This is a genomic window from Kribbella sp. NPDC050241, assembly GCF_044459685.1.
Lineage (GTDB): Bacteria > Actinomycetota > Actinomycetes > Propionibacteriales > Kribbellaceae > Kribbella.
In genome coordinates this window covers 12,475-37,749 of record NZ_JBITJE010000018.1, presented here as the reverse complement: position 1 = coordinate 37,749, position 25,275 = coordinate 12,475, and the positions used below count along the sequence as shown (strand labels likewise).

The window sequence follows — 25,275 nt, the reverse complement described above, 5'->3', positions numbered from 1 at the left end:
CGTCATTTCGCGGTTCGGTGGACGAGCCAGAGATGGCTCGCCTGACGCTGAAGGGCGGGTTCATGAGGAAGATGCACAAGTTCGTCGCCGCGCTGGTCGTCGTGAGTACCGCGATGGTCATCCAGAGTGTTGGAGCATCTGCTGACAGCGGGTACTGCGATGTCCGGTGCCAACTGGAGTTGCAGCGACAGAACGCCCTGCCGCGGACCGGCTTCTACGATCCCCCTGTCCCGTTGCCGTGGGCACCCGCCGGCGCGCTGATCCGCGACCAGTTCACGACCGACTTCGTCGTTGGCGGAGTCCCTGTGCCGGCGACTCGCATCCTGTATCACACGCGCCGCTCGGACGGCCGCGATGTGGCCGCCTCCGGGGTTGTGCTGGTGCCGTCAGGGCGCCCCCGACCCAAGGACGGCTGGCCGGTTGTGGTCGACGCCCACGGGACCAGCGGGACCGGCAGAGCCTGCGCTCCCTCGCTGATGCGCGATCTCTACCACGGCAACCAGATGGTCCGCTTCCTGCAGCAGGGATACGTCGTTGTCGCTCCGGACTACGCCGGACTCGGCGAGGACGGACAGCACGAGCTCGGAAACAAAGTTGCTGCTAGCAACGATGTGATGGATTCGGTCCTGGCTGCGCGAGCCGCTCTGCCGGCACTGTCGAGACGTTGGGTCGTCTGGGGTCACTCACAAGGGGGTGGCGCCGCGTTGGGCGTGGCGGAGCGGCAGGTCTGGGCACCCACACCCGGCTATCTGGGTGCGGTGGTGACGGCTCCTGCTGCAGACCTGAGATCAGTGGCCGATCACGTGGTTCAGACGCCGGGGCTCGGTGGCTTCGCGCCGCTGCTCGCGGTCGGTGCGCACTGGAGTGATCCACGCATCAAGGTCGGCCGCCTGTTGACTCAGGCCGCCATGGATCGGTTGTCGATCACCGAGGTCGGCTGTCTTGGCGCGGTTCTGGCCGCCAACGCAGATCTGACGGGTACGGCGCTTGTGCAGCCCGCATACTCCGATGACGCTCGATTCAACCGGTATCTCGAGGAGAACTCCATCGGCTCACGTCCGGTGGCGGGACCGGTGTTGTTACTCCAGGGGGAAGCGGACACAGTGATTCCGCAGACCGACACCGACCGATTGGCCGCCTCGCTCTGTCGTCGGCACGCAGCGATCGATTACCGGACCTATCCAGGATTGGAGCACGACACCTACCCCGGAGTACTCGGTATCGACGACGGGACAATGACGGACATCTTGGCTTGGACAGCTGACAGGTTCGCCGGCCGACCAGTCCCATCGGGCTGCTGATGTCATCCACGGGGATTCAGATCGCGCCGAGCATCCTGGCTGCCGACTTCGCTCGGCTCGCGGACGAAGCGGCTGCTGTGTCGAACGCCGACTGGCTGCATGTCGACGTGATGGACAACCACTTCGTCCCGAACCTCACCCTCGGCCCGCCCGTGGTGAAGTCGCTGGCCAACGCGACCGACACCCCGCTCGACTGCCACCTGATGATCGAGGACCCGGACCGCTGGGCACCCGGGTACGTCGAGGCCGGCGCCTCCAGCGTCACCTTCCAGATCGAGGCCTGCAAGGCACCGATCCGGACAGCCCGCGAGATCCGCGCCAAGGGCGCCCGGGCGGCGATAGCCCTCAAGCCCGCCACCCCGATCGAGCCGTACGAGGATCTCCTGTCCGAGCTCGACATGATCCTGATCATGACTATCGAGCCCGGCTTCGGCGGCCAGAAGTTCCTCGACGTCTGCGTGCCCAAGATCCGCCGCACCCGCGAACTCCTCGACAAGCACGGCCTCGACCTCTGGATCGAGATCGACGGCGGCGTCTCAGCCGACACCATCGAGCGGTGCGCGGATGCCGGTGCCGACGTCTTCGTCGCCGGAACGGCGATCTACGCTGCCGACGACCCGAACGCCATGGTCGACACGCTCAGATCCCTGGCCGAACACGCGAGCAGCTGAGTACGGGCGCGAGTTGGGCACTGCATCCGCCGTATCCGTCAAGTGACCAGTCTTCACCTCAACACCGTCCTGCGGATAAAAAATCGGACGTCCGTCCGATATTATTTTGGCATGCCACGAGTATCCGAGGAGTACCTCGAACAACGGCGGCAGGAGATCCTCGCCGCGGCCCGTATCTGCTTTGTGCGTGAGGGTTTCCACGCCACGTCCATGCGGGACGTGCAGCGGCAGGCGGGCCTGTCGGCCGGAGCGGTGTACCGGTACTACCCGAAGAAGGAAGACCTCGTGATCGCCATTGCCCAGGACAACCTCTCGGTCGTCGCGGGCACGATCGACGCGGTGATGCACCAGGCCCCGCTGCCACCACTGGACCAGGTGATCGGCGAGATCTTCAGCGCGCTGCAGGAGCACGACGAGAAGATGGACGTGACCCGACTCGCCCTGCAGGTTTGGGGCGAGGCGGCCAGGTCACCCGAGCTCGCGGCCCGGGTGCACGCCCAGCTGTCGTCGATCCGCGACGCCTTCACCCGACTGGTGCGCGCGTACCGTCGCGAGGGGCGATTGGCAGCCGGCACCTCGGCAGAGACGATCGGCGGAACCATGCTGGCCCTCCTGCCTGGGTTCTTCCTCCAGCGGGTAATGCTTGACGGTTTCACCGCCCGCACCTTGCAGCGCGGGCTCCACGCCATTCTCGCCTCCCCTACCGCCGACCGCCTGTGAGCGCTCGGCGGCCACCATCGACCCGCACTAAGGAGGCTTTGCCATGACTGTCCACGGCCACCACGCCGCACCTCCGGCCCCACCCCCGATCGCTGCAGTGGCAGCACTGCTGGTCGCGATCTTGAGCGTCGTACTGATCGCCTTCGCCTGGCCGGCGGTACGGTCCCAGCCGAGGAATGTGCCGATCGTCGTCGCCGGCTCGCCGGAGTCCACCGGGCTGATCCTGAACTCCCTCGAACTGGACGCGCCCGGCGCGTTCGAGCCGAAGGTCGTCAGCGACCGCCAGTCGGCGGTCGCCGCAATCGACAACCGCGACGCCTACGGAGCGATCCTGACGGGTCCGGACGGGACGGAGATCCTGACGGCCAGCGCCGCCAGCCCAGCCATCGCCCAACTGCTCGCACAACTTGGCCAGCGGCTGGGCGGACGGTCAGCGGCTCCGCCGCGGATGACCGACGTCGTACCGGCGCCGGCCGACGATCCTCGCGGCAACGGACTCGCGGCCGGCGCCATCCCGCTGCTGCTCGGCGGCATCGCCGGCAGTACGGGTCTGTCCCGTTTGGTGCGCTCCCGTTCCAAGCGGTTGGCCGGCGGGCTGGCGTTCTCGATCCTCGGCGGCCTGGCGCTGACGGCGATCGACCAGTACTGGCTCGGTGCGCTGACCGGCACCTTCTGGGCGAACGCGGCCGTCGTCGCCCTCGGGATCGGTTCGATCTCGATCACCCTGCTCGGCCTGGACTGGATCGGGGGTTTCCGGCCCTTCGCACTCGGAGCCGCTCTCATGCTCCTGGTCGGCAACCCGCTGTCCGGTCTGTCGTCCGCGCCCGAGATGCTGCCGACCGGTCTGGGCGCCCTCGGCCAGTTCCTCCCGCCCGGCGCCACAGGCACAGCGATCAGGTCCGTGGCCTTCTTCGACGGTGCCGCAGCCGGCCGGTCCTTGATCGTCCTGGGTGCCTGGCTCGTCGGTGGGGGCGCACTGTGTGCGCTCGGCGCGCTCCGGCAGCGCCTCGCCCTCAAGACGCTCGCAGCTCGACCACCAGCCGTCGTCCCGGCGTCGGCCTGATCAGTCCGCTCGAGCACAGGCCGCTCACAACCACCGCAGCTGCGACGAGCCATAGCGCACGGGCGGGTGCATGTACTCGAGCTGCCTGCCCTCGAGCATCAGAGGAGGTGGCACAAAGTCGAGCTGCCCGTAGTCGCTCACAGCCTGCTGGTGAGGTACCGCGAGCTCGACTGGTCCCGAGGACGGATCCGGAGCAGGGAACCCCATCAGCATCGCAGCGGTGGTGGCCAAGGAGAGGTGGGCACTGCCGGATACACCGTGCCGGCGCGCCGCGAGCAAGGCCAAGGCGGCAGCCGCCATGCCAAGACCTGTGGCGTGATCGAGTGCTTGGACCGGCAGTGCGCCCGGACGCCACCTGCCGTCGCGATCGTTGCCGTACAGGTGGGCGATTCCGCTTGCTGCCTGCACGATGCTGTCGAAGCCACGTTCGTCTGCCCACGGCCCGGTCCGACCCCAGGCGCTTACCGACACGACCGCGAGATGGGGATGATCAGCGCGCAGATTCACCGGGTCGAGGCCGAAACGGGCAAACGCAGTGGAGCGGTACCCCAGGACCACTACGTCCGCGCCGGCGAGCAACTCCCGCACACGCGCGAGGTGCCGATGATCCCTCAGATCCGCCACGGCGCTGCGTTTCGAGAACCCCGTGTCGATGTGGTGCTCCGTCAACTCGGGAAGCTGCGGCGGATCGACGCGCAACACGTCGGCCCCCAAAGCGCCCAGGAGCCGGGTCGCACCAGGCCCCGCGATCACCCGTGTGAAGTCAAGGACCCTGACACCTGCGAGCGGACAGCCCTCGCCAGTGCTCTGCTGGGTCTTGCGTTCCACTCGGTGGCGACTCACAGCCTCCGTTGTGAACTCGATCCAGGGGTGCGACCTGGCCGCGACGCCCATGGCCGAGGCAGCCCACTCCCCTGGCGTGCGCACAGCAGTCGCGACTCCGCCGGCAGCCATCACCTTTTCCTCGATCTCCACTGCGCTTCTCTCGAGGAGAGCGGGTTCTGCCTGTGCCGCGGTGTCGACCTCCAGCGCCGCGAGCAACCTGCTCGCGTGATGCGGGTAGTTCGCATGCAGCCGCACCCAGCCATCCCTCGTGGGCCGGAATCCAGACATCGGCGCCCAGCTCTCGGAAGTCTCTCCCGCTACCCGAAGATGGCCGATCGAGTTGAACGAGGCGTTCAGCAGCGCCGAGGTGGTCGACAGGCGATGGCCGTTGCCCCGACATCGAGACTCGGCGCTCAAAGCGGTCGCCATGGCCAGCGCCGATCCGAGGGCCAACCCTTCAACATCCAACGGCCCATGCCACCACCAGCGAGGCCCAAGCCAGGATGGAAGCGGATCCGGGATCGTCTCGATCACTGCGCACAGTGCAAGGTGCAGTTCGAGCGGCCGACTCGGAAGAGTCTCAGAAGTCACTTCACACCTAGTCTCGTGGCGTCCTGCCTACCAAGTCCGAGCCCCGCGTGTGCTGCCGGCCCCAGCGAGGAAGCATCCCGTCCGTTCGTCGAGCGGCAGGCCGTTCTCGCCAACCAGCTTCCCCCGAAGCAGAGTTCGCACGACTCGCCCCGTGATCCGGCGGCCGTCGTACGGCGTCCATCCGGCCTTCGACAGCACGTCGGTACTGCGCAACGTCCAGTGCGCGGCCGGGTCGACCAGAGCGATGTCGGCATCGAACCCGGGCGCCACGGCTCCTTTCCGCGGCCATAAGCCGTAGAACCGCGCGGGAGTCTCACTGTAGAGACGGGCGATGTCCTCGTAGGCGAGCAACTCCCGCGCCGCGGCGTCCAGGAGCAACGCCAGGGTGCTGTCGATGCCGGGCAGCCCGAAATGAGTGTCCCAGATGTCTCCGGACATCTTCTGCCCGGCCGTCGAGGGCGCGTGGTCGGACGACACGTGGGTCAGCCGGCCGTCGCGCAGGGCTCGCCACATGTCCGCTTCGTCGGCAGCGTGACGGGCGCGGACGGGCGGCGTGAACTTGTGGAATGCGCCATGGTCGAGGACCTCATGCTCGCGCAGTAACAGATACTGCGGGCAGGTCTCGGCCATCAGCCGGGCCCCTCGGGCTCGCTCCCCCGCGAGGTAGTCGGCGACTCCCGGGTTGCTGACGTGAGCGACGCACGCACGCGCGCCGGTCTGCCGCACCAGCATCGCCGTTGTCATGGCCGCGATCTCCTCCGCCTCGCGGCTGCGCCACTGCGGAATCAGCCCGCCGTCGAGGCGTTCCTCGGTACGCAACGCCAGCTCCGCCGCCTCGGTCATGGACTCGTCCTCACAGTGGATCAGGCTGACCGCACCGACGTCCGTGGTCGCCTGCAGGTGGCGCTGGAGTGCCGCCGCGTCATGACCGGGCACGCCATGCGTCGTACAGGTGAAGACCTTGAAGAAGGCGACGCCCGCTGCCCAGAGCGGTGCGACCTCGTATCCGGGCCAGGCGTGCGCCACGAGCGCGAAGTCCACGTTGGAGCGGCCGCGCAGGTAGCCGGCCTTCGTCCGGAGGTCTTCGGGCGTGCGAACCGGGCGACCATGAGAGTGCTCGATGATCGTCGTCACCCCCGCGGCTGCCGCGGCACGGGTTCCGCTGGGGAAGTCCTCGCGGTCCGTGCTGCCGGGGTCCATCAAGTGCACGTGGGAGTCGACTCCGCCGGGCAGCACCAGCAGCCCCGTGGCATCAACCATCTCGGTACCGGCCGACGGCTCCAGCCCGCCGATCGCCACGATCCGGCCGTCCTTGACCGCGACGTCGGCGCGGCGGCGCCCGGAACCGGTCACAACGGTGCCGCCGGCAACTATCAGGTCGGCGTCAGTCATCAGGACTCAGATCGTGTACCGGTCGACGGCAGCTTCGTCGAGGCTGATCCCGAATCCCGGCTCGTCGCCGAGGACGATCTGCCCGTCCTCCACCTTGACCGGGGTCGCCATGATCGGCTGCCACCACGGCTGGAACTCCTGCCAGACCACGTTCGAGCAGCCGCCGGCCAGATGCGCGGAGTGCTCCATGAACAGGTGCGGCGTGACCGGCAGGCCGAACGACTCGCAGGTGTGCGCGACCTTGAGCCACTCGGTGACGCCACCCATCCGCATCAGGTCGGGCATCACGTAGTCGGTCGCGCGCCGCCGGGCCAGCGTCAGCATCTCGTCCTTGAGGTACTGCGACTCACCGGTGCACATCGGCATCGGCATCGCCGCGGTGACCGCCTCGTAGTCGTCGATCTGCGTGTGCGGCATCGGCTCCTCGAGCCAGAACAGGTCGTACTCCTCGAACCGCGCCGCCATCCGCAGCGTCTTCTTCAGGTCCCAGGCCTGGTTGGCGTCGACCATGAGCTCGATGTCCGGGCCGATCGCCTCGCGCACCGTCGCGACCCTGGCGACGTCCTCGTCCTCGTCCGCCAGGCCGGCGCGCATCTTGACCGCCCGGAAGCCCCCGGCGACCAGGTCGGCCGCCTCGGCGGCCAGGTCGTCCCGAGATCGGTCCAGCCAAAGTCCCTGGCTGGCATACGTCTCGATGCGGTCGCGGTTGCCGCCGAGCAGTTTGTACGTCGGGACGCCGGCCGCCTGACCCGCGATGTCCCAGCAGGCCGTGTCCAGCGCCGACATCGCCAGCGAGGCCACGCCCCGCTGACCGATGAACCCCACTGCCTTGCTCATCTGCTGCCACAACGCGGTGGGGCAGGCGGCATCTTGGCCCACCACCAGCTCGGCCAGGTCCTCGATCAACCGGACGACCGACGCCACCCGGCCGCGGCCGAAGGCGAAGCTCCAGGCGGTTCCCTGGTGACCGTCGGCGGTCCGGACCCGGACCAGGGCGGTGTCGATCGCCGGGATCGGGAACGCCGCCGTGACCAGCGGACGCTCCAGCGGGATCGAGAGGAAGGTCGTGGTCACCTCGGTGACGGTTGCTCCAGCAGCCATGTGCACTCCCGGCGATGCAATAGTGTGTTGAATAGGTATCACTATACATATTTTGCGACCTAGTGAAGCTACGGCCATCGGTTCAGCAGGCCCCATGAGGCGAGCAGCAGGGCCGCCGCCGCGGCCAGCAGCGCCAGGTCTGCACCGGCACCGCTGAAGCGGACAGCCGGCGTCGGCAGCAGCTGACGCGACAGACCGTTCGCCAGATGGCCGAGACCGAACATCAGGCTCGCGAACGGCACCACCTCCCGGTTGGTCTGCGCCAGTCCGATCGGCAGCGACAGCACCCGCGGCAGCAGCACGCAGACCGAGGCGGCTACCCAACCGGAGGAGCTGACGAGGAACTGTGCGGTCGATCCGAACACGATCGCCATCAGCCACACCTCCGGTCGTCTGAACGGCAGCGGTGGAACCCTCTCCCCCGACCGCCGCCACCTCGCCCCGCTCAGACTCAGGCCGATCCACCACAGGGCAGCCAGACCGCAGAACACACCGATCGGCCACGAACTCAGCGCACCGGCGGCGAATCCGGCGACGCCCAACCCGCCTGCGAGGATGCATCGTCGCCCGCACCACTGACGAACGGCCAGCAACGCCAGCGGCTGGACCAGCGCCACCGCGATTCCGACCACGAACGCGCAGACCGCCTCGGCAGCCGGCCAGGTGGTTCCCGTGAGCTGTCCGGCCGTTGCCACCAACAAGCAAACGGCGACGCTGTACCGAGGCCCCAGCAGCTCTGCGATCAGCGAGGCCGGCGATACCAGCACCCCGATCAGCAGCAGCACCAGCGGCGGCAGCAGCTGCAGCGGGCCGTGGCCGCCGGCGCCGTGCGCCAGGACAGCACCAACCGACGATCCGATCAGCACCACGCCGACGGCCGAGCCCGCAGCATCGCTCTTCACGCCGAAGGTTTCGCCTCGACTTCGCGGAGAAACGCCCGGATCCGGTCAGGCGTCAGCGGTGTGTCCGGCAGGGCACTCGTACCGACGCCAAGAGCATCCGCGACCGCGTTGGCAATCGCGGCCGGTGTTCCGACCATGCCGGACTCACCACCTCCCTTGACCCCGAGCGGGTTGCTGTCCACGGGTTCTTCGACGACGATCACCTCGATCTCGGGCAGCTCCCCCGCGGTAGGCAGCAGGTAGTCCGCGAACGAGGTGGACAGCGGCTGCCCCTGCTCGTCGAACATCAGCTCCTCGAACAGCGCACCACCGATGCCTTGGGACGCGGCACCGGCCAGCTGGCCGCGGAGGAGCGCCGGATTCACGGCCCGCCCGACGTCGTGCAGGACGACGTGTTTGAGGACCTTCACTCGGCCGGTCTCGCGATCCACCGAGACCATCGACAGCGCCGCACCGAACGAGTAGCTGGGTACCGGCTTGTCGAACCGCGCCTTGGCCGGCCCCAGCTTGCCCAGCGGGATCGAACGGCCGTTCGCCGCCGTGACCGTGCCGCCCTGGATCCGCAATGCGTCAACCGCGGCACCGAGCTCCTCCCCTGCCTGCTCGAGCAGCTTCTGCGCGGCCAGCGCGGTCGCGTTGCCGGCCAGCACGGTCGAGCGGCTCGCGAAGGCACCGAATCCCATCGGCACCGCGTCTGTGTCGTGGAAGTCGACGGCCACGGCATCGATCGGGACGGCGAGCACATCGGCCGCGATCTGGGCCAGGACCGTCTCGACTCCCTGTCCGAGCGAGCTGACGCCGACGTGAACGGTGGCCGTGTCCGCCGACGTGGTGATCACCGCGTCCTCGAACGGCCCGATGCTGCCGACTTCGACGTACGTCGCCAGGCCGATACCGACTGCTTCACCGTCCGCATGCCGCCGGACCTGCTCGTCCCGCAGCTCCTCGTAGCCGGCCTGCTCCAGCAGCAGCTCCAGGCCGCCCGGGAAGTCACCGCTCTCGTACTTGATCGGCGCGACCGGGGTGGAATCCTCACTCAGCTGGAAGTGGAAGGGAAGCGACTCGGCGGGGATCATGTTCCGGCGGCGCAGCTCGGCCGGGTCGAGATCGACTTCGGCCGCGAGCCGGTCGAGCAACCGCTCGCGCGCGTAGGTCGCCTCGGTCATGCCCGGCCCGCGGTAGGTACCGACCGGCGTGCGGTTGGTCAGTACGCCGGTCGACTCCAGCTCGAAGGCCTCCCACTGATAGGGGCCGGGCAGGTGCAGCGGCGGCAGCAGCTCGGGCAGGATCCCCTGCGACCGGACGTACGCCCCGTGGTCGCAGTGGCCGCGGTCCCGGAAGGCCAGCAGATGACCGTCCGAGGTGGCCGCGATCTCCAACTCGTGCTCCTGCTCGCGAGCATGGTTCGTCGCGACGAAGTGCTCCGCGCGGTCCTCCACCCACTTCACCGGCCGGCCCAGCCGCAGCGCCAGGAACGCGACCAGGAAGTCCTCCGGATAGGGCTCACCCCGGACGCCGAATCCGCCGCCGACGTTGACTTCCACCATCCGCAGCCTGCTCACGTCGATGCCCAGCATCTGCCCGAGTGCCTGCCGGGTGAAGTGCTTCACCTTCGCCGCACCCCACAGCGTCAGCCCGCCTGACTCCGCGTGTGGTTCGGCGACGAGTCCGCGGGTTTCGAGCGGGATGGCGGTCGACCGATGCACGCGGATTCGCTCGCGGACAACCACGTCGGCCTGGTCGAACGCCTCCGCGACATCGCCGTACCGCAGTGAGATCGTGCTGACCGTGTTCCGCCCGTACTCGGGATCCAGCAACGGCGCGCCCTCGGCCAGCGCATCCTCCACCGTCACCACCGGGTCGAGGTCGTCGATGTCGACGTCCACCAGCTCGGCTGCGTCTTCGGCGAGATACGGATCCTCCGCGACCACCACAGCTACCGGCTCACCGACGTACCGGACGGTGCCCCGGGCGAGCGGCGGCTGCAGCAACTGATTCGCCTCCGGCGACTCGAACAGCGGCAGCCGGATCGGGATCTTCACGTCCGGCAGGTCGTCGGCTGTGATCACCGCCAGCACGCCGGGCGCCTCGAGCGCCTCACTGGTGTCGATGCCGACAATCGTTCCGTGCGCAGTCTGGCTGCGCACCACTCGCGCGTACACCTCGCCCTCGCAGTGCAGATCCGCGGCGTACGTCGCCGCGCCGGTGAGCAGGGCGTGGTTGCCGCGCCGCTCCACCGACTGCCCGATCATCCGGGGCTTGCCGTCGAGGGTCATGCCGTCTCCTTCACCCGTCGCAGCGCCCGGCGGACCAGGACGTCGACCAGCTCGTGCCTGAAGTCCGCACTGTTGCGTGCCTCGCCGTACGGCTCACAGGTCTCGGCCGCGAGCCGCCCGGCGGCGGCGAGATCCGAGTCGCGCAGCGGCGAGCCCTCCAGCGCGGCCTCCGCCTCGGCGGCACGGGCCGGCAACGGACCGACCGCACCCAGGGCGATCCGGACGTCGCGCGCACAACCGTCTTCGTCCAGCACCAGGGCGACGGCCACAGCGGCGGTGGCGAAGTCGCCGTGGCGAATGCTGAACTCCTCGAACACGCTGCGCCGCCCGGCCGGCGCCGGCCGGAAGTCGACCCGGACGAGCACCTCGTCGGGCTCCACCACGGTCATGAACGGTCCGGCGAAGAACTCCTCGACCGGGATCGTCCGGTTGCCCGATCTGGACCGGACGACGAAGTCCGCACCCAGCGCGGTCGCCACCACCGGCAACTCCGCGGCCGGGTCGGCATGAGCCATGCTGCCGCCGAAGGTGCCCTGAACCCGGATCGGGTAATGACCGATCAGCCCGGCCGCCTCGGTCAGCGCGTGCCACGGCGCCGGCAGATCGACCCGCCGCTCGAGCTGCGCGTGCCTCACCAGAGCGCCGACGGCGAGGCCGCCGTTCACCTGCTCCACGGTGTCCAACCCCTCGATCCGGCCGATGTCCACCAGGTGGCTCGGCCGGGCGAGGCGGTAGGCGAGGAGCGGCATCAGGCTCTGCCCACCCGCGATCAGCTTGGCGTCCTCGCCGGCGTCATCGAGCAGCTCGAGCGCCTCGTCGAGCTCGGCGGGGCGGGCGTAGGCGAACGGTGGCGGCTTCATTCGCCCGCTCCATACATCTCGCGCTGCGCCGCCAGCACGGCTTGCGTGATCGGCACGCCGCCAGTGCACCTGCAGACGTTGGCCGTCAGCCGCTCGCAGACTTTGTCCGCGCCGGCATGCGGGTCCTCGCGGAGTACGCCGGTGGCGAGCATCAGGAATCCGGGCGTGCAGAACCCGCACTGCAGCGCCCCGCCTTCATGGAACGCGCGCTGGATCGGGTGGAGTTGCTCGCCGAGCGCGAGACCTTCCACCGTCTCCACCCGGCGACCCTCTGCCTGGACCGCCAGCATCAGGCAGGACCGCACCGGCCTGCCGTCCACCAGCACCGTGCAGGAGCCGCAGACCCCGTGCTCGCAGCCCAGGTGGGTGCCGGTGTATCCGGCGGCGCGGATAGTGTCCGCCAGCGTCTTCCGTGGTTCAGTCGCCAGGACGACCTGCTCGCCGTTCAGCCAGACGGCGACCTCAACCTGCTCGCCCGGCTCGTGCCAGCGCTTGTTGCCGACCTCGGTTTCCATCCGGCCATCCTCCATTTCGTTGCCATTAGCATCTGTTTGCTCGGGTTGCTCACCGGGACAGTCGCTCGAAGGCGGCGGCGATGCGGTCCACCGGCCAGCCCAGCGCGAGCGCGTAGGACAGCAGGACTCGCGCCTTGAACGGATCCAGCGAGCCCGCCCCGATCAGTCCGCGACCGAGCAGGTCACGCTCCGACCCGGGGAATCCGTAGGTAGCCCGTGCGGTCTCGCCTGCCCCGGTGCGAGACGCCAGTACGACGGGCATCTCCTTGGCCAGGTCCCCCAGGTACTCCGCCTGGCGCAAGGAGACATGCCCGGCGCCGAACCCGGCCATCACCGCTCCTGCGTACCCGAGCTCGGCAACGGCAGTGGCGAACCGGCCGTCATCACCGACGACGGCAGTCAGCAGGGCGACCGGCGGCACCGGGTCGGTTGCGGCGACGTCGAGGTGCAGCCGGCTCGCCGGCCGGACCGGCACTCTGACCCGCTCTTCGGTCACCCAGCCGATCGGCCCGACTCCCGTCGAGACGAAGGCCGACGGCCGGAACGTGTGCGCCTTCCGCACGAACCGCGCCGCGTGCACCACCTCGTCCATCAGCACCAGCACACCCACTGCCCGGCTCTCCTCCGCGCCCGCGACCTGGATGGCGGCCAGCAGGTTCGCCGGCCCGTCAGCGCCCGGCCGGCCAGGGTGGCGCATCGCCCCGGTGACCACGATCGGCTGCTCGGCGTCGCTCAACAGCTCGAGCGCGAACGCCGTCTCCTCGATCGTGTCGGTCCCCTGGGTGATCACCACACCGTCGACACCGGCGGCGAACAGCTCATCGATCCGGTCACGCAGCAGGACCAGATCGGCCAGCTCCAGGTGTGCTCCCGGCATCTCGCGAAAGGTGCTCGCGTCAAGCCGGACACCGGTCAGCCCGACCGGCAGCGCGCCGGTCAACTCCGCCGCGCCGAGGGTCGGGGCGACCCCGCCGCCGGCCACCTCGGTCATCGCAATCGTGCCGCCCAGCGCGATCGCGTGTACCCAGCGCTCGTCCGTCGCGTCATTCATGACAGTCGATACCTACATTGATACATATCCGCATCATGCGTCGACCACGTCGCGGCAGGCAAGGTCTTGACGGGCACTTCTGCAGAAAGGTATCTATTTAGGTATCTCGATACATATTGAGACGCGCTCCCCGAGCCGACCCCCTCGGGCTGCGCCGCCGAGAGGAGACCGTGGTGTACTGCTGGCCCGTTCCCGTCATTCAGGAGATCAGCGAGCGGCAGCCGGGATTCCTGGCGCCGAACCTCAGCCCGGTCGGCCTGGAGCTGATCCCGACCGAGCTCGGCAAAGGTGTCTACGGCCTGATGGCGAACCGGCTGCCCAAGGACAACAACGGGCTGATCATCGGGACGAAGGCCGCACTGGTGGTCGACGCCGGCATCACCCCGGGTGTCGGCCGGTACCTGCAGGAGGTCGTCCGGAAGGTCACCGACGTACCCGTGCACTACCTGGCCAACACCACGTTCCACGGCGACCACACCTTCGGCAACGTCGCGTTCCCCGACGACATCGCGATCGTCTCCTCTCGGCTGAACAAGGCCTCGATGACCGATCTCGAAGCGGAGAAGCGATACCGGTCGGAGAGCATGTACGGCGACCCCGGGATGGAGGAGGTCGTCAGCTGGCGCGAGCCGGACATCGTCTTCGACCGCTTCTGCGAGATCGACCTCGGCGGCCGCGTCGTACACCTGTGGCACTTCGGTATCGGCAACGGTTCCGGCGACACCGTCGTGCACGTCCCGGACGCCAAGGTTGCCTGGGCCGGCAACTTTCTCCGGCACGCCGGGATGCCGCCGATGCTGCTGAACGGTGACCCGATCGGCTACACCCGGTCGATCCGCGCGATGAAGGCCACACTCGAACTGGAGCGGTTCGTCCCCGGCCACGGCCCGCTCAGCGACGCCGAACCGTCGATCAGCTGGATGCTCTCCTACCTGGAGGAAATGGCTGCCGTCGTGGACGCCAAGCGTCAGCAGGGCATGGACCTCGACGAGATGCTGGCCAACCCGCACGAACTGCGCAACCCGCTGACCCTGGCGCCGGAGATCCCCGGAGCGGAGCGGTTCCCCGCTCTGATGCAATCCCTGCACACGCTGAACGTGCTGCTGGTCTACCGCTACCTCGAATCGCTCGAGCGGCGGAGTCTCTGAGGGGAGATCGACGATGCAGATCGAGAACACCTTCACCGTGCCGGTGCCGGTCGACGAGGCCTGGGCAGTCCTTCTCGACGTCGAACGCGTCGCCCCCTGCATGCCAGGGGCCGCACTGGACTCGGTCGATGGAGACACCTTCACCGGCAGGGTGAAGGTCAAGGTCGGTCCGGTGAACCTGACGTACAAGGGACGAGCCGAGTTCCGCTCCCGAGACGAGGCGACGAGGACCGCGGTGATCGCGGGCCGGGGCAAGGACTCCCGCGGTAACGGCACCGCCGATGCCGTCGTCACCATGCGGCTGGCAGCAGAAGACGACCACACCAGGGTCGACCTGACCACCGACCTGGACATCACCGGCCGCCCGGCGCAACTGGGGCGTAGCGTGATGACGGATGTCGGGAACCGCATCATCGGCCAGTTCGCCAGCGCCCTCGCCACACAGATGGAGGAGCAGCCGGTCGCCGCTGCCAAGCCCGCGCCGCCGCAGCGACAGGCCGCCCAGGAGCCCGAGGCGATCAACGTTCTCGCCCTGGCAGGCCGGTCGACGATGCGAACGCTGGGTGCCGCCCTGCTCGGCCTTGTCCGTCGGCTGTTCTCGCGGCAAGCCGACCGTCGACGCTGAGCACCGGGCCGTGAGCATGCAGGAAGTCGTCCAGGACCTCGCGCAATGGTGGCGGGAGGATCGGACCGTGGGCATGGCCACAGTGGTGGCCGCCTACCGTTCGGCCCCGCGACCACCGGGTGCCAGCCTGCTGGTCGGTCCCGATGGCGAGGTGGTCGGCAGCGTGTCCGGCGGCTGCGTGGAAGGCGCGGTCTACGAGGCGGCCTGCGAGGTCGCCAGTTCGGGTCGGCCCACGATCGAGCGGTACGGCGTCAGCGACGATGACGCCTTCGCGGTCGGGCTGACCTGCGGCGGCACGCTGGAGATCTTCGTCGAGGCGGTGAGCCGCAAGACCTTCCCCGAACTCGGATCCATTGCCGAGGACATCGAATCCGGCCGGCCGGTCGCGGTGGCGACCGTGATCGAGTGCGCCGATCCCGAGCTGGTCGGGCGACGGCTGGTGGTGCGACCGGAGAGTGCGGCAGGCAGTCTCGGGTCGGCCCAGCTGGACGCCGTACTGACCGCAGACGTGCGGGGTGTGCTCGCGGCCGGACGCACCTGTGTGCTGTCGTACGGACCGCAAGGTCAGCGAACCGGGCACGGCCTGCGGGTCTTCGTGTCGACGGCCGCACCTCCGCCACGCCTGATCGTCTTCGGGGCGATCGACTTCGCCGCGGCGCTGACCCAGGTCGGTAGCTTCCTCGGTTACCGGGTGACGGTCTGCGACGCCCGAGCCTTGTTCGCGACCGCGCGGCGCTTCCCGTTCGCAGATGACGTGGTGGTGGACTGGCCGCATCGCTACCTGACCGGCGAGGCTGTGGCCGGCCGCATCGACGGGCGTACGGCGATCGCCGTCCTGACCCACGATCCGAAGTTCGACGTACCGTTGCTGGAGGTGGCGCTGCGGCTGCCCGAGGTCGGCTACCTCGGCGCGATGGGATCGCGGCGGACCCACTCGGACCGCACGCAGCGACTGCGGGAAGCAGGAGTGACCGAGGCCGAACTGGCCCGCCTCTCCAGCCCGATCGGCCTCGACCTGGGCGCCCGGACTCCGCAGGAGACGGCGATCAGCATCGTGGCCGAGATCATCGCCGGCTCCCAGGGCGGCTCCGGTCGCCGGCTCGGCGCGCAGGACGGTCCCATCCACCGGCTGCCGATCGCCTGACGACGGCCGATCATCGGGTGTGGTCAGCCGGCAATGGGTCATGCCCTGGATTCTGGTCAGCCACCGCCCCAGACCGCATCCGTCGATCGACCAAGCCCGGCAGTCAGGATCGATCTCCGTCCCGACCGGCTGCGGTGGCGGCTCGTATCCGTCAACTGACTGGTCCCAAATGACACATACCTATCGAGATACGTATATGCTGGCAACCGCATCGAGGAGGTGTGTCGATTGTCGTTGCGGCACGCACTGCTGGCCGTTCTCACGGCGGAGCCGATGACCGGCTACGACCTAGTGAAGTACTTCGACGGCAGCGTCGCCTATGTCTGGAGCGCGCCGCACAGCCAGATCTACCCTGAGCTGCGCCGGATGGAGGGTGACGGACTGCTTGACGTCGAGGTGGTCCCGCGGGGCGAGCGCGCCGAGAAGCGGCTCTACGCCGTGAACGAGGCCGGCCTTGCCGAGCTGCGCCGATGGTCGCTGGAGCCGGTCGTCCACCCGCCGGAGCGGGACCCGTACCGCCTGCGGGCGGCGCACTTCGAGTTCGCGTCGTACGACGCCGCGCGACTCCAACTGCAGGAGCACTTGAGCCACTTCACCAGGGCGTTACGCGACTGGGAGCAGATGGTGCGCAACGTCGAGTCCCGGCAGGTGCCCCTGATGCGGAAGCGGTTCTCCGGCCGGCCGAAGCGCGAGCACGAGGCGATCCAGGCGTTCCGTCGCTTCGCCTTCCGCGGCGAGGTCGCCAAGGCGAAGTTCGAGATCGCCTGGGCCAAGGAGGGCTTGGCGATGCTCTCCGACCTGGAGGCGAGCGGCGCCCAGCTGTGGGGCGACAGCGACCGCAAGACCTCGCGACAGCGCAAGCGCGCGAGCTCGCGCTAGGACCCCTCACCCCGAGACCAGCGCGTGCAGGATGCAGCGTCGGGCCTCCTCGGGTGACAGGAGCTCCAGCATCTCCGCAAGCAGTGCGGACCGCACCGAGAACGGCGAGACCCTCCTCCCCTGACCGGCGAGCACATCCGCCAGCTCGTCGCGCGTGAGTAACTCGCCGAGGGCGGCGACGTTCGTCACCGGCAGGGGACTTGGCCTGCGGATCTCGAGCAGGACAGGATCTCCTGCCACCGTGCCGACGGTGGCAACGCCGAACGTCTCAGGCAGGCCGGCTCTCGCCTCGGCCAGCCGACCCTCCGGGACGACCACGCTGACCTGGTCGGCGATCCCGCGGACGCAGTAGTCGTCGAGCACACTCGGCCTGCGAGGCAGCAGCCAGACGTGGACGGCATCCGGCACGACGACAACCACGTCCAGTGGCTGGCCCACCCGCATCGGCAGCCACCCGTCCAAACGGCGTCGCGGCCGCGCGTAGCCCTCCGCCAGCCATGTAGACAGCGTCCGGGTCGCAGCCCGTCGCCATCGCCGGCTGGACAGTTCTGTGCGCTCTTTACGCAGCGGACTCATATGCCGGTCCGACGATGGCGCCACAAGTGCTCCTGGGGAGTGGGGGTGTACTCGAAGCCGCCGTTCTCGTCGAACCAGGCGAAGGTCTCGGCGAGGCCGTCGGCCAGCGGGATGTCGGGGACGACGCCCGTCGCGGCCAGCTTGCCGACCTGCAACGTCAGGTCGGCCGGACGGAACGGGAAATAGCTCCGCGCCGGAACCGACTTGTTGGTCACCTCGCACAGCACCGGCTCGACCCCGGCGACCGTGCCGAGGAGCCGCAGATAGTCGCTGAAGGTGTAGGTGCGCGATTCGCCCACGTTGTAGGTCCCCGCCATCAATTCGCCATCGCACACAGCCACGACAGCGCGACTCAGGGCGTCGACATGGCAGAACTGGATCGTCGTACTGCCATCACCGGGCACGAAGACCGGCTGCCGGTCCAGGATCCGGGCCCAGAGGAACTGCTCGCGCTGCTCGTTGTTGCGAGGCCCGTACACGTACGGCGGGCGCAGGATCGTCACCTCGTCCCCGAGGGTGTGCCGCAGCGTCTGCTCGCACGCCGCCTTCGCCTCGCCGTACCCACCCCAAATGGGGTCGCCGCCGCCCGGATCATCTTCCCCGAAGGGCGGTCGCATCTTCGCCCGCTCGTAGACGGCCGCCGAGCTGACGAACACGTACGGCGTCTTGTCGAGCACGTACAACACGTTCCGGACGTACGCCGGCTCGGTGCCGGACACGTCGACCACGCAGTCGAACGGTTCAGTCAGCGCCGACGCCAGCTCACCCAGCTCACCCCGATCGGCAAGGAGCTGCACGATCCGCTCGTCCCACAGCGGCTGGTGTCCCCGATTCAGAACCGTCACCTCGTGCCGCGGCAGCAGAGCGTCCACGATCGCGCGACCGATGAACCGGGTACCACCGAGCACGAGAACTCTCATGATCTCTCCAGTGCATAGCGCAGTTGTCCGTATCGCTGGAGACGGTAGGCAGCGCGCCCGACCACCCGCATCTGTCGACTAGCCAGTTGACGCGGTTCGCCGCCACTGCTGCGGTATCGAGCTTGCCGACCAGTCATTCGACGGATGTGTGGCCGATTCGAGCTGACCTAGGTTGCTGTCGATGCTTTACGGGCGAACCAGCGAGCGAGCTGAAATCGACCAGCTGCTGCGCAGGGCGCACCGCGGGCGCAGCGGCGTACTGATCGTTCGCGGTGACGCCGGCATCGGCAAGACCAGCTTGCTCGAGTATGCAGCCCGGTCCGCCACGGGCATGAGAGTCCTGCGCGGTACCGGCATCGAATCCGAAGCGGAACTTCCGTTCGCCTACCTCCACCTGGTGCTCCACCGGGACCTCGATCGTCTCGACTCGGTGCCGTTGGTGCAGGCCGAGGCGCTCCGCGCGGCGCTGGGGCAGCGGTCGGCACCGACTGATGACCGGTTCCTGGTTGGCCAAGCCGTCCTCTCCCTGCTTGCCGAACTCGCTGACGACGTGCCGGTGCTGTGCCTGGTCGATGACGCTCACTGGGTCGATCGTGCGTCCATCGAGGCATTGCTGTTTGCCGCTCGCCGGGTCGAGGCCGAAGGCATCGCCATCCTGCTGGCCGGCCGGGACGACCTCGCCGACGACATCGCGGCCGACCTGCCCGAGGTCAGGCTGGCCGGTCTGGATCGTGAGGAGTCCCTCGCGCTGGTCTCGGACACCGCGGCCGACCTGGCACCTCGGGCCAAGGAGTGGGTCGTTGACGAAGCCGCCGGTCACCCGCTGGCGCTGATCGAGCTACCGCAACTCCTGTCACCGGACCAGCGCGCCGGGGAGCTACCGGCCCATGGCCTGCCGGTCGGCGCCGGTACGAGCATCAGCCGGGTCCAGCAGTCGTTCGCCGACCGATTCTCCGCGCTTCCGGCCAAGACGCAGTACTTCGTCCTCGTCGCGGCGGCCGAGGACACCGGCGAGCTCGCCGTCGTTCTGGCTGCGGCCGAGGGGTTCGGAGCGACCTTGCAGGACATCGAGCCGGCCGAGCAGGCCGGGCTGCTCTCGATCCAGGGCCAGGCTGTACGGTTCCGGCATCCGCTCTGCCGGGCCGCGGTCTACCGGTCGGCGACGACGGCGCGGCGGGTCGCCGTACATCGCAGTCTGGCCCTGGCGCTGGCCGGGCCGGAGGCTGCGGACCGGCGGGCTTGGCACCTGGCCGCCGCGGCGACCGAGCCGGACGAGTGCGTCGCCCAGGAGCTGGAAGAGGCGGCCAAGCGGGCAGCGCAGCGTGGCGGCCGCATCGCCGTCGCCGCGGCGTATGAGCGAGCCGCTCAGCTCAGTCCCGAACGGTCCGCGCGCGGACGACGGCTCACCGCCGCCGCTACCGCCGCTGCCGACGGCGGGCTCGCGGACCGCGCAACGCTACTCGCCGACCGGGCGGCCGCACTCGTCAGTGATCCGGTCCAGCTGGCCAAACTGGCCCACGTCCAAGCCAGTCTCGCCCAGATGCGCGGCCGGCACCGGTTGGCGTGCGACCTCCTCCTGGCGGCCGCTCAGGACGTCGGGGCCGATGCTCCCGACGCTGCGGCCCGGTTGCTCTTCAGCGCCATGTCGGCCGCCTGGCTGGCCTGCGACCTCAGCGCAATGGAAGCGGCCACCCGGCTGATCGAATCGATGAATCTGACCGAGCGCGCCAAGGTGCTCCCGGTCGCGAAGGCCCTCCGCGGCGTCGCCGACATCGCGGAGGGACGACCTGAGTCCGGTGTTCCGCTGCTGCACGATCTGCTGGCGATGGTGCACGAGCAACCACAGGGCCTCGGGCTCCGCGAACGCGCCAGGGTCGGGCTCTACCTGCTGACCGGCGACATCGAGACCGGACATCAGGTGGCACTGGCTCTGGAGCACGACTGCCGCACCCGGGGCGCCATCGGCGTACTGCCCGATGCGTTGCTCTTCCTGGCCAAATCGCAACTGCTCACCGGACACCACCGCGACGCGGTCGCCAACGCCACCGAAGGTCTGCGCATCGCCAGGGACACCGGCCAGCGGCACAGCATCGGACCGCTGACCGCGATCCTCGCGTACGTCGCCGCGGTCGAAGGCCAGGCGCACCCCTGCAACGAGTACGTCGAGACCATCAAGCGGGAGAGCCCCGACCCGGTCGACCTGTGGAGCCCGAGCCTGCTCGGCCTGCTCGAGCTCGGCCTCGGCCGGTACGAGTCGGCGTACGGCCGCTTGGAGGGGCAGATCCAGTCCAGCAACCTGATGACGTTGCCCAATCTCCCGATCCTGGTCGAGGTCGCGGTCGCGCTGGGCGAACGCGGGTGCGCTCAGATCGCCTGCGACGAGTTCGCCGCCTGGGCGGTCGCGACCGGAGAGCCGTGGCCGCTGGCGGTGATGATGCGTTGCCGCGCGTTGGTCGGTTCCGACCACGAGGTCGAGCGCTCGTTCTCGGAGGCTGTGGCACTCCATCAGGGCGGTGCGCATCCGTTCGAACATGCGCGAACCCGCTTGTTGTTCGGCGAGTGGTTACGTCGGCAGCGCCGGCGCTCGGATGCCCGGGGACACCTACGGGCCGCATTGGAACTGTTCGACCTGCTCGACGCCAGGCCATGGGCCGGTCGCGCTCGTACCGAGCTTCGGGCAGCCGGGGAGGCGGAGTCGGTTCCTGCGCCGCGGATCGACCCACTGCGGCGACTGACTCCGCAGGAGTTGCAGGTGGCACGGCTTGCCGCGCAGGGACTGAGCAACCCGGCTATCGGCGCCCGGCTGTTCCTCAGTCCCCGGACGGTGGCTTACCACCTCTACAAGGCCTACCCGAAGCTCGGCGTGGCCAACCGCGCCCAGCTCACGCTGCTGCTCGCCCAGAACCCATAGCCAGTACGGTCACTCGACGGATGCCCGCACCCGGACCCCGGCCATAGCCTCGAACCATCCGTCGCCCCAAGCGAGGTGATCGCAATCTCTTCCGGCATGTCGGCAGCAACGCTGCGATCCGTCAACGAGTCTCTGCGGGACGAGCTGGCCAGGCTGCGCGTGCTAGCCGACTCTCCACCGACCAACCGCCGCCAGACCGACGACCTGCGCGCCTTCTGTGCCGCGTACTGCGACACCCTGCTCGCACAGCAGGCGTTCAAGCGGAGCCAGCTGTACCAGGTTTTGGCGGCCGGCCAGGAGTTCCGTCCGGTGGTCGAGCGATTGAGCGGCCACCACGGGCTGATTGCCTTTCAGCTCGGCCGGATCCGCCAAGCGGCCGCCGCCCTGCAGCGGGACGGCCAGGCGACCGGCGACCTGCGCCAGTCCCTCACCGAGCTGTCCGCGCTGCTCGAGGACCACCTGTCCGATGAGGAGAATCATCTGCTGTCTGGCGACGACCTGGTCGACTGACGGATTCGCCGAGCTGTCCTGCCACCTAGCTTCTGAGCTGTGGCGAAACATGTGGACACCTTCATCACCGATTCAGCCGACTGGGCGAATGTCCTGGCCGACCTCGACACCGACCAGCTCGTCGTGAACATGGGCCCGCAGCATCCGTCCACGCACGGGCCGATGCGCTTCACGTTGACGTTGGACGGCGAAACCATCACGGACGTCCGGCAGACGATCGGGTTCCTGCACACGGGGATCGAGAAGAACATGGAGTTCCGCTCCTGGGTGCAGGGCGTCACGTTCTGCACCCGGATGGACTACCTGTCGCCGTTCTACAACGAGGCGGCCTACAGCCTCGCGGTCGAGCGGCTGCTCGGGATCGAGGACCAGATCCCGGAGAAGGCCAACGTGATGCGGGTGCTCCTGATGGAGCTCAACCGGATCTCGAGCCACCTGGTCGCCATCGGCTCCGGTGCGATGGATCTCGGTGCGATCACCGTGATGACGATCAGCATGCGCGAGCGGGAGATGACGCTGGACCTGTTCGAGCTGATCACCGGCCTGCGGATGAACCACGCGTTCATCCGGCCGGGCGGTGTCGCCCAGGACCTGCCGCCGGGTGCGCTGGACAAGATCCGCGAGTACATCACCTGGATGAACAAGCACCTCAAGGAGTACGCCGAGCTGTGCAACGCCAACCCGATCTTCAAGGCCCGGCTGCAGAACGTCGGCTACCTGGACCTCGTCGGGTGCATGGCCCTCGGTGTCTCCGGCCCGATCCTGAGGGCCACCGGCTACGGCCTCGACCTGCGCAAGACCCAACCGTACTGCGGCTACGAGAAGTACGACTTCGAGGTCCAGACCTGGGACACCGCCGACGCCTACGGCCGGCATCGGGTCCGGCTCAACGAGATGCACGAGTCGCTGAAGATCGTCGAGCAGTGCGCCGACCAGCTGGCCAAGATGGACGGCGATCCGGTGATGGTGGCCGACAAGAAGATCGGCTGGCCGAGCCAGCTGGCCGTCGGCGCCGACGGGATGGGCAACTCCCTCGACCACATCAAGCACATCATGGGCGAGTCGATGGAAGCGCTGATCCATCACTTCAAGCTGGTCACCGAGGGCTTCCGGGTCCCGGCCGGCCAGGCCTACGTGGCGATCGAGTCGCCGCGCGGCGAGCTCGGCGCGCACGTCGTCTCCGACGGCGGCACCAAGCCGTACCGGGTGCACTTCCGCGACCCGTCCTTCAGCAACTGCCAAGCCGTGCCCGCCATGACTATCGGTGGCCAGGTCGCCGATTTCGTCGTCGTACTCGCCAGCATCGACCCAATCTCCGGCGGCGTCGATCGCTGACCGACCACCTCCGGATCCCGCCTCAACTGCTTGCGCAGGACCGGTCGATCGACGGATGAGACGCGGGTCGCGGCCGCCTAGCGTGGTGTTTCGTGCGACTCGGTGAACGACCCCGCGCCGGGGCCGTGATCACGGCCCTGGCTGTGACCACGACCATCGGATACGGCGTTCTGTACTACGCGTTCAGCGCGCTGCTCGCGCCGATGTGCCGCGATCTGCACCTCAGTACTACGACCGCGACCGGCGCACTCAGCACATCCGTCCTGGTCAGTGCGGCGATGGCGATACCTGTCGGGCGCTGGCTCGACCTGCACGGCGGCCGCGGAGTCATGACGAGCGGATCGGTCCTCGGGACCGTGGCGGTGATCGCCTGGTCGCAGGTCCATTCGGCCGCACAGTTGTACGCCGTCTTCGTGCTCATCGGCGTCGCGTCGGCAATGGTGCTGTACCAGCCGGCCTTTGCCGTCATCATCGCGATCACTCCCCCGGCGCGGCGCAGCAACGCGCTGCTGAGCGTCACCCTGGTGGCCGGGTTCGCGAACTCGATCTTCGTCCCGCTCGCCGGTCAGCTCATCCATTCGCTCGGATGGCGCATTGGGTTGATCATCCTGGCGACGGTGGTCGCGCTCACCGTGCCTTTGCACGGAATCGTCCTCCGCGGGACGAGTCCGGCAGCGCCGGCCATCCGACGTCAAGACAGCCGGTCACCGGCCCGTGTCCTCCGCGATGCGGGATTCTGGTTGATCGCCGTCGCGTTCGTCCTGCACAACGCTGCCCTGGCAGTCATCGCCGTTCACCTGGTCACCTACCTGATCCAGTTGGGCCATTCGCCGACCGCGGCCGCGAGCCTCACCGGACTCCTCGGCGTACTGTCGGTCACCGGCCGGATCGTCACTACCGTGGCCAAGCGAAGGCTCCCCATCACTGCCATCACGGCCGCCGTCATGACTCTGCAGGGCGGCGCCATCGGCGTACTGCCTTTCATCGGCCGGACCATCATCGGCGCCGCGATCAGCCTGATCCTGTTCGGCCTGGGCTTCGGAGTCGCCTCGGTCGCCACGCCGGCCATCCTGCTCGACCGCTACGGTGACCAGGGATACGCCACCATCGCAGGCATCCTCGCCACTCCCACGACCATCGGCCGCGCCACAGCGCCCCTGATTGCGGCCGCCCTCGTCACCACCATCGGGTATCAGCCAGTCGTTCTCGGTTCCGCCGTGACCTGTGTCGTCTCCGCAGCGGCCCTTGCGACGACTCGTCGCGTAATTGCCCCTGACAACAATCAATGAGTGAGGTTGGGGCGCAGCACTGCCCAGAGGCCCCAGCCTGCTTCCGAGGTGACAGCAGTCCAAACGCCGTGCGAGGCCTCTTCCAGCACACCGAGCACCGTCGGGATCGGTACGTGGTGCGGAGCGTCCACGCCCAGCGCGTTCGACCAAACGACCACGCCATCCGGCGCGAGGGCGCGCACCACCTCGTCCGCGAACAGCGGAACATCGGCCAGTACGACGGCCCGCGCGCAACCGTCTCGCACCGGCAACCGGGACGCGTCGCCCACGACTCGCCTCGCCGCCGGGGAGCGACGCACCATCTCCCACGTCAGGTCCAGACTGACGACCTCGGGCCACACTCGGTCGAGCAGGCCGGTGAGCAGACCGGTACCGCAGCCGACTTCGAGGCACAGACCGTGAGGCACGGGACCGCCTCGCCGCAACGCATCCGTGAGCGGGATCAGCCGGTAGCCGCCACGTTCACCGTCCCACACCGGAGCCAGCTCGTTGTAGCGGCGAATCGTCGCCTTCGCCAACTCCGCCGACCACGACGACGGGTCCAGTGCGATGTCACGCGACGCCTGCTGACTGGCGGCGGCCTCGGCTCGGGCCGGTTTACCGGCGGCAGCCGGCACGATCCTCGTCAGCTCATGGATGCGGCCCACGCCTCGTCACTCCTTTCCGTCCC

The 25,275-nt window shown here is 68.7% G+C and carries 23 protein-coding genes; 12 read left to right on the top strand and 11 right to left on the bottom strand.

What is annotated here, in order from left to right; translation table 11 throughout:
- Window positions 1–32: 32 nt before the first annotated feature.
- From ACIBG5_RS41430 to ACIBG5_RS41415, 4 genes are all read left to right on the top strand, one after another.
- Window positions 33–1,301, top strand: coding sequence for a lipase family protein (locus ACIBG5_RS41430; RefSeq protein WP_396397578.1), 1,269 nt, complete (start codon window positions 33–35; stop codon window positions 1,299–1,301).
- Window positions 1,301–1,972 (top strand): ribulose-phosphate 3-epimerase, encoded by a 672-nt coding sequence (rpe, locus tag ACIBG5_RS41425; RefSeq protein WP_396397577.1) that lies wholly within the window; start codon window positions 1,301–1,303, stop codon window positions 1,970–1,972. The genes ACIBG5_RS41430 and rpe overlap by 1 nt, the downstream gene beginning before the upstream one ends.
- A 111-nt stretch (window positions 1,973–2,083) precedes the next feature.
- Window positions 2,084–2,692, top strand: a complete 609-nt coding sequence (locus tag ACIBG5_RS41420) for a TetR/AcrR family transcriptional regulator (protein WP_396397576.1) — start codon at window positions 2,084–2,086, stop codon at window positions 2,690–2,692.
- 43 nt (window positions 2,693–2,735) lie between these two features.
- Entirely contained in the window at window positions 2,736–3,755 is a 1,020-nt protein-coding gene (locus tag ACIBG5_RS41415) for a hypothetical protein (protein WP_396397575.1), read from the top strand.
- Between the two features lie 24 nt (window positions 3,756–3,779).
- Here the strand turns inward: ACIBG5_RS41415 and ACIBG5_RS41410 are convergent, their stop codons facing one another.
- The 8 genes from ACIBG5_RS41410 to ACIBG5_RS41375 all read right to left on the bottom strand — a co-directional run bounded on the left by ACIBG5_RS41410 (window position 3,780) and on the right by ACIBG5_RS41375 (window position 13,268).
- Window positions 3,780–5,114, bottom strand: a complete 1,335-nt coding sequence (locus ACIBG5_RS41410; RefSeq protein WP_396397574.1) for a CoA transferase — start codon at window positions 5,112–5,114, stop codon at window positions 3,780–3,782.
- Window positions 5,115–5,198: 84 nt separating this feature from the next.
- The gene (locus tag ACIBG5_RS41405; protein WP_396397572.1) at window positions 5,199–6,563 is read right to left on the bottom strand and encodes a dihydroorotase family protein; all 1,365 of its coding nucleotides are present in this window, start codon (window positions 6,561–6,563) and stop codon (window positions 5,199–5,201) included.
- A 6-nt stretch (window positions 6,564–6,569) separates the two neighbouring features.
- Entirely contained in the window at window positions 6,570–7,664 is a 1,095-nt protein-coding gene (locus ACIBG5_RS41400) for a mandelate racemase/muconate lactonizing enzyme family protein (protein ID WP_396397571.1), read from the bottom strand.
- 68 nt (window positions 7,665–7,732) lie between these two features.
- Window positions 7,733–8,566: a hypothetical protein gene (locus ACIBG5_RS41395; RefSeq protein ID WP_396397570.1), complete on the bottom strand. Its 834-nt coding sequence runs from the start codon at window positions 8,564–8,566 to the stop codon at window positions 7,733–7,735.
- On the bottom strand, window positions 8,563–10,842 hold the full coding sequence (locus ACIBG5_RS41390) for a xanthine dehydrogenase family protein molybdopterin-binding subunit (protein ID WP_396397569.1): 2,280 nt from the start codon (window positions 10,840–10,842) through the stop codon (window positions 8,563–8,565). Before ACIBG5_RS41390 ends, ACIBG5_RS41395 begins: the two co-directional genes overlap by 4 nt.
- Window positions 10,839–11,702 (bottom strand): FAD binding domain-containing protein, encoded by an 864-nt coding sequence (locus ACIBG5_RS41385; protein ID WP_396397568.1) that lies wholly within the window; start codon window positions 11,700–11,702, stop codon window positions 10,839–10,841. Before ACIBG5_RS41385 ends, ACIBG5_RS41390 begins: the two co-directional genes overlap by 4 nt.
- Window positions 11,699–12,217, bottom strand: coding sequence for a (2Fe-2S)-binding protein (locus ACIBG5_RS41380; protein WP_396397567.1), 519 nt, complete (start codon window positions 12,215–12,217; stop codon window positions 11,699–11,701). The genes ACIBG5_RS41385 and ACIBG5_RS41380 overlap by 4 nt, the downstream gene beginning before the upstream one ends.
- A gap of 49 nt (window positions 12,218–12,266) precedes the next feature.
- Window positions 12,267–13,268 (bottom strand): asparaginase, encoded by a 1,002-nt coding sequence (locus ACIBG5_RS41375; RefSeq protein WP_396397566.1) that lies wholly within the window; start codon window positions 13,266–13,268, stop codon window positions 12,267–12,269.
- 173 nt (window positions 13,269–13,441) lie between these two features.
- On the opposite strand from ACIBG5_RS41375, the gene ACIBG5_RS41370 reads away from it, so the two are divergent.
- The 4 genes from ACIBG5_RS41370 to ACIBG5_RS41355 all read left to right on the top strand — a co-directional run bounded on the left by ACIBG5_RS41370 (window position 13,442) and on the right by ACIBG5_RS41355 (window position 17,064).
- Window positions 13,442–14,416 carry an MBL fold metallo-hydrolase gene (locus tag ACIBG5_RS41370; protein ID WP_396397565.1) on the top strand — a complete coding sequence of 325 codons (975 nt, stop codon included), beginning with the start codon at window positions 13,442–13,444 and terminating at the stop codon, window positions 14,414–14,416.
- 13 nt (window positions 14,417–14,429) lie between these two features.
- Entirely contained in the window at window positions 14,430–15,041 is a 612-nt protein-coding gene (locus ACIBG5_RS41365; protein ID WP_396397564.1) for an SRPBCC family protein, read from the top strand.
- Window positions 15,042–15,057: 16 nt separating this feature from the next.
- Window positions 15,058–16,185 (top strand): XdhC family protein, encoded by a 1,128-nt coding sequence (locus ACIBG5_RS41360; RefSeq protein WP_396397667.1) that lies wholly within the window; start codon window positions 15,058–15,060, stop codon window positions 16,183–16,185.
- Between the two features lie 228 nt (window positions 16,186–16,413).
- Window positions 16,414–17,064, top strand: coding sequence for a PadR family transcriptional regulator (locus ACIBG5_RS41355; protein ID WP_396397563.1), 651 nt, complete (start codon window positions 16,414–16,416; stop codon window positions 17,062–17,064).
- 6 nt (window positions 17,065–17,070) lie between these two features.
- On the opposite strand, the gene ACIBG5_RS41350 is transcribed toward ACIBG5_RS41355, so the two are convergent.
- The gene (locus tag ACIBG5_RS41350) at window positions 17,071–17,508 is read right to left on the bottom strand and encodes a hypothetical protein (protein WP_396397561.1); all 438 of its coding nucleotides are present in this window, start codon (window positions 17,506–17,508) and stop codon (window positions 17,071–17,073) included.
- 128 nt (window positions 17,509–17,636) lie between these two features.
- A complete protein-coding gene (locus ACIBG5_RS41345; protein ID WP_396397559.1) occupies window positions 17,637–18,560 on the bottom strand; it encodes an NAD-dependent epimerase/dehydratase family protein in 924 nt (307 codons plus the stop codon).
- Window positions 18,561–18,741: 181 nt separating this feature from the next.
- On the opposite strand from ACIBG5_RS41345, the gene ACIBG5_RS41340 reads away from it, so the two are divergent.
- The 4 genes from ACIBG5_RS41340 to ACIBG5_RS41325 all read left to right on the top strand — a co-directional run bounded on the left by ACIBG5_RS41340 (window position 18,742) and on the right by ACIBG5_RS41325 (window position 24,605).
- The gene (locus tag ACIBG5_RS41340) at window positions 18,742–21,471 is read left to right on the top strand and encodes an ATP-binding protein (protein WP_396397558.1); all 2,730 of its coding nucleotides are present in this window, start codon (window positions 18,742–18,744) and stop codon (window positions 21,469–21,471) included.
- Between the two features lie 96 nt (window positions 21,472–21,567).
- The gene (locus ACIBG5_RS41335; protein ID WP_396397557.1) at window positions 21,568–21,981 is read left to right on the top strand and encodes a hemerythrin domain-containing protein; all 414 of its coding nucleotides are present in this window, start codon (window positions 21,568–21,570) and stop codon (window positions 21,979–21,981) included.
- Between the two features lie 63 nt (window positions 21,982–22,044).
- The gene (locus tag ACIBG5_RS41330; RefSeq protein WP_396397666.1) at window positions 22,045–23,316 is read left to right on the top strand and encodes an NADH-quinone oxidoreductase subunit D; all 1,272 of its coding nucleotides are present in this window, start codon (window positions 22,045–22,047) and stop codon (window positions 23,314–23,316) included.
- Window positions 23,317–23,459: 143 nt separating this feature from the next.
- The gene (locus tag ACIBG5_RS41325) at window positions 23,460–24,605 is read left to right on the top strand and encodes an MFS transporter (protein ID WP_396397556.1); all 1,146 of its coding nucleotides are present in this window, start codon (window positions 23,460–23,462) and stop codon (window positions 24,603–24,605) included.
- On the opposite strand, the gene ACIBG5_RS41320 is transcribed toward ACIBG5_RS41325, so the two are convergent.
- The gene (locus tag ACIBG5_RS41320; protein WP_396397555.1) at window positions 24,599–25,252 is read right to left on the bottom strand and encodes a class I SAM-dependent methyltransferase; all 654 of its coding nucleotides are present in this window, start codon (window positions 25,250–25,252) and stop codon (window positions 24,599–24,601) included. The genes ACIBG5_RS41325 and ACIBG5_RS41320 overlap by 7 nt on opposite strands.
- Between the last annotated feature and the right edge of the window lie 23 nt (window positions 25,253–25,275).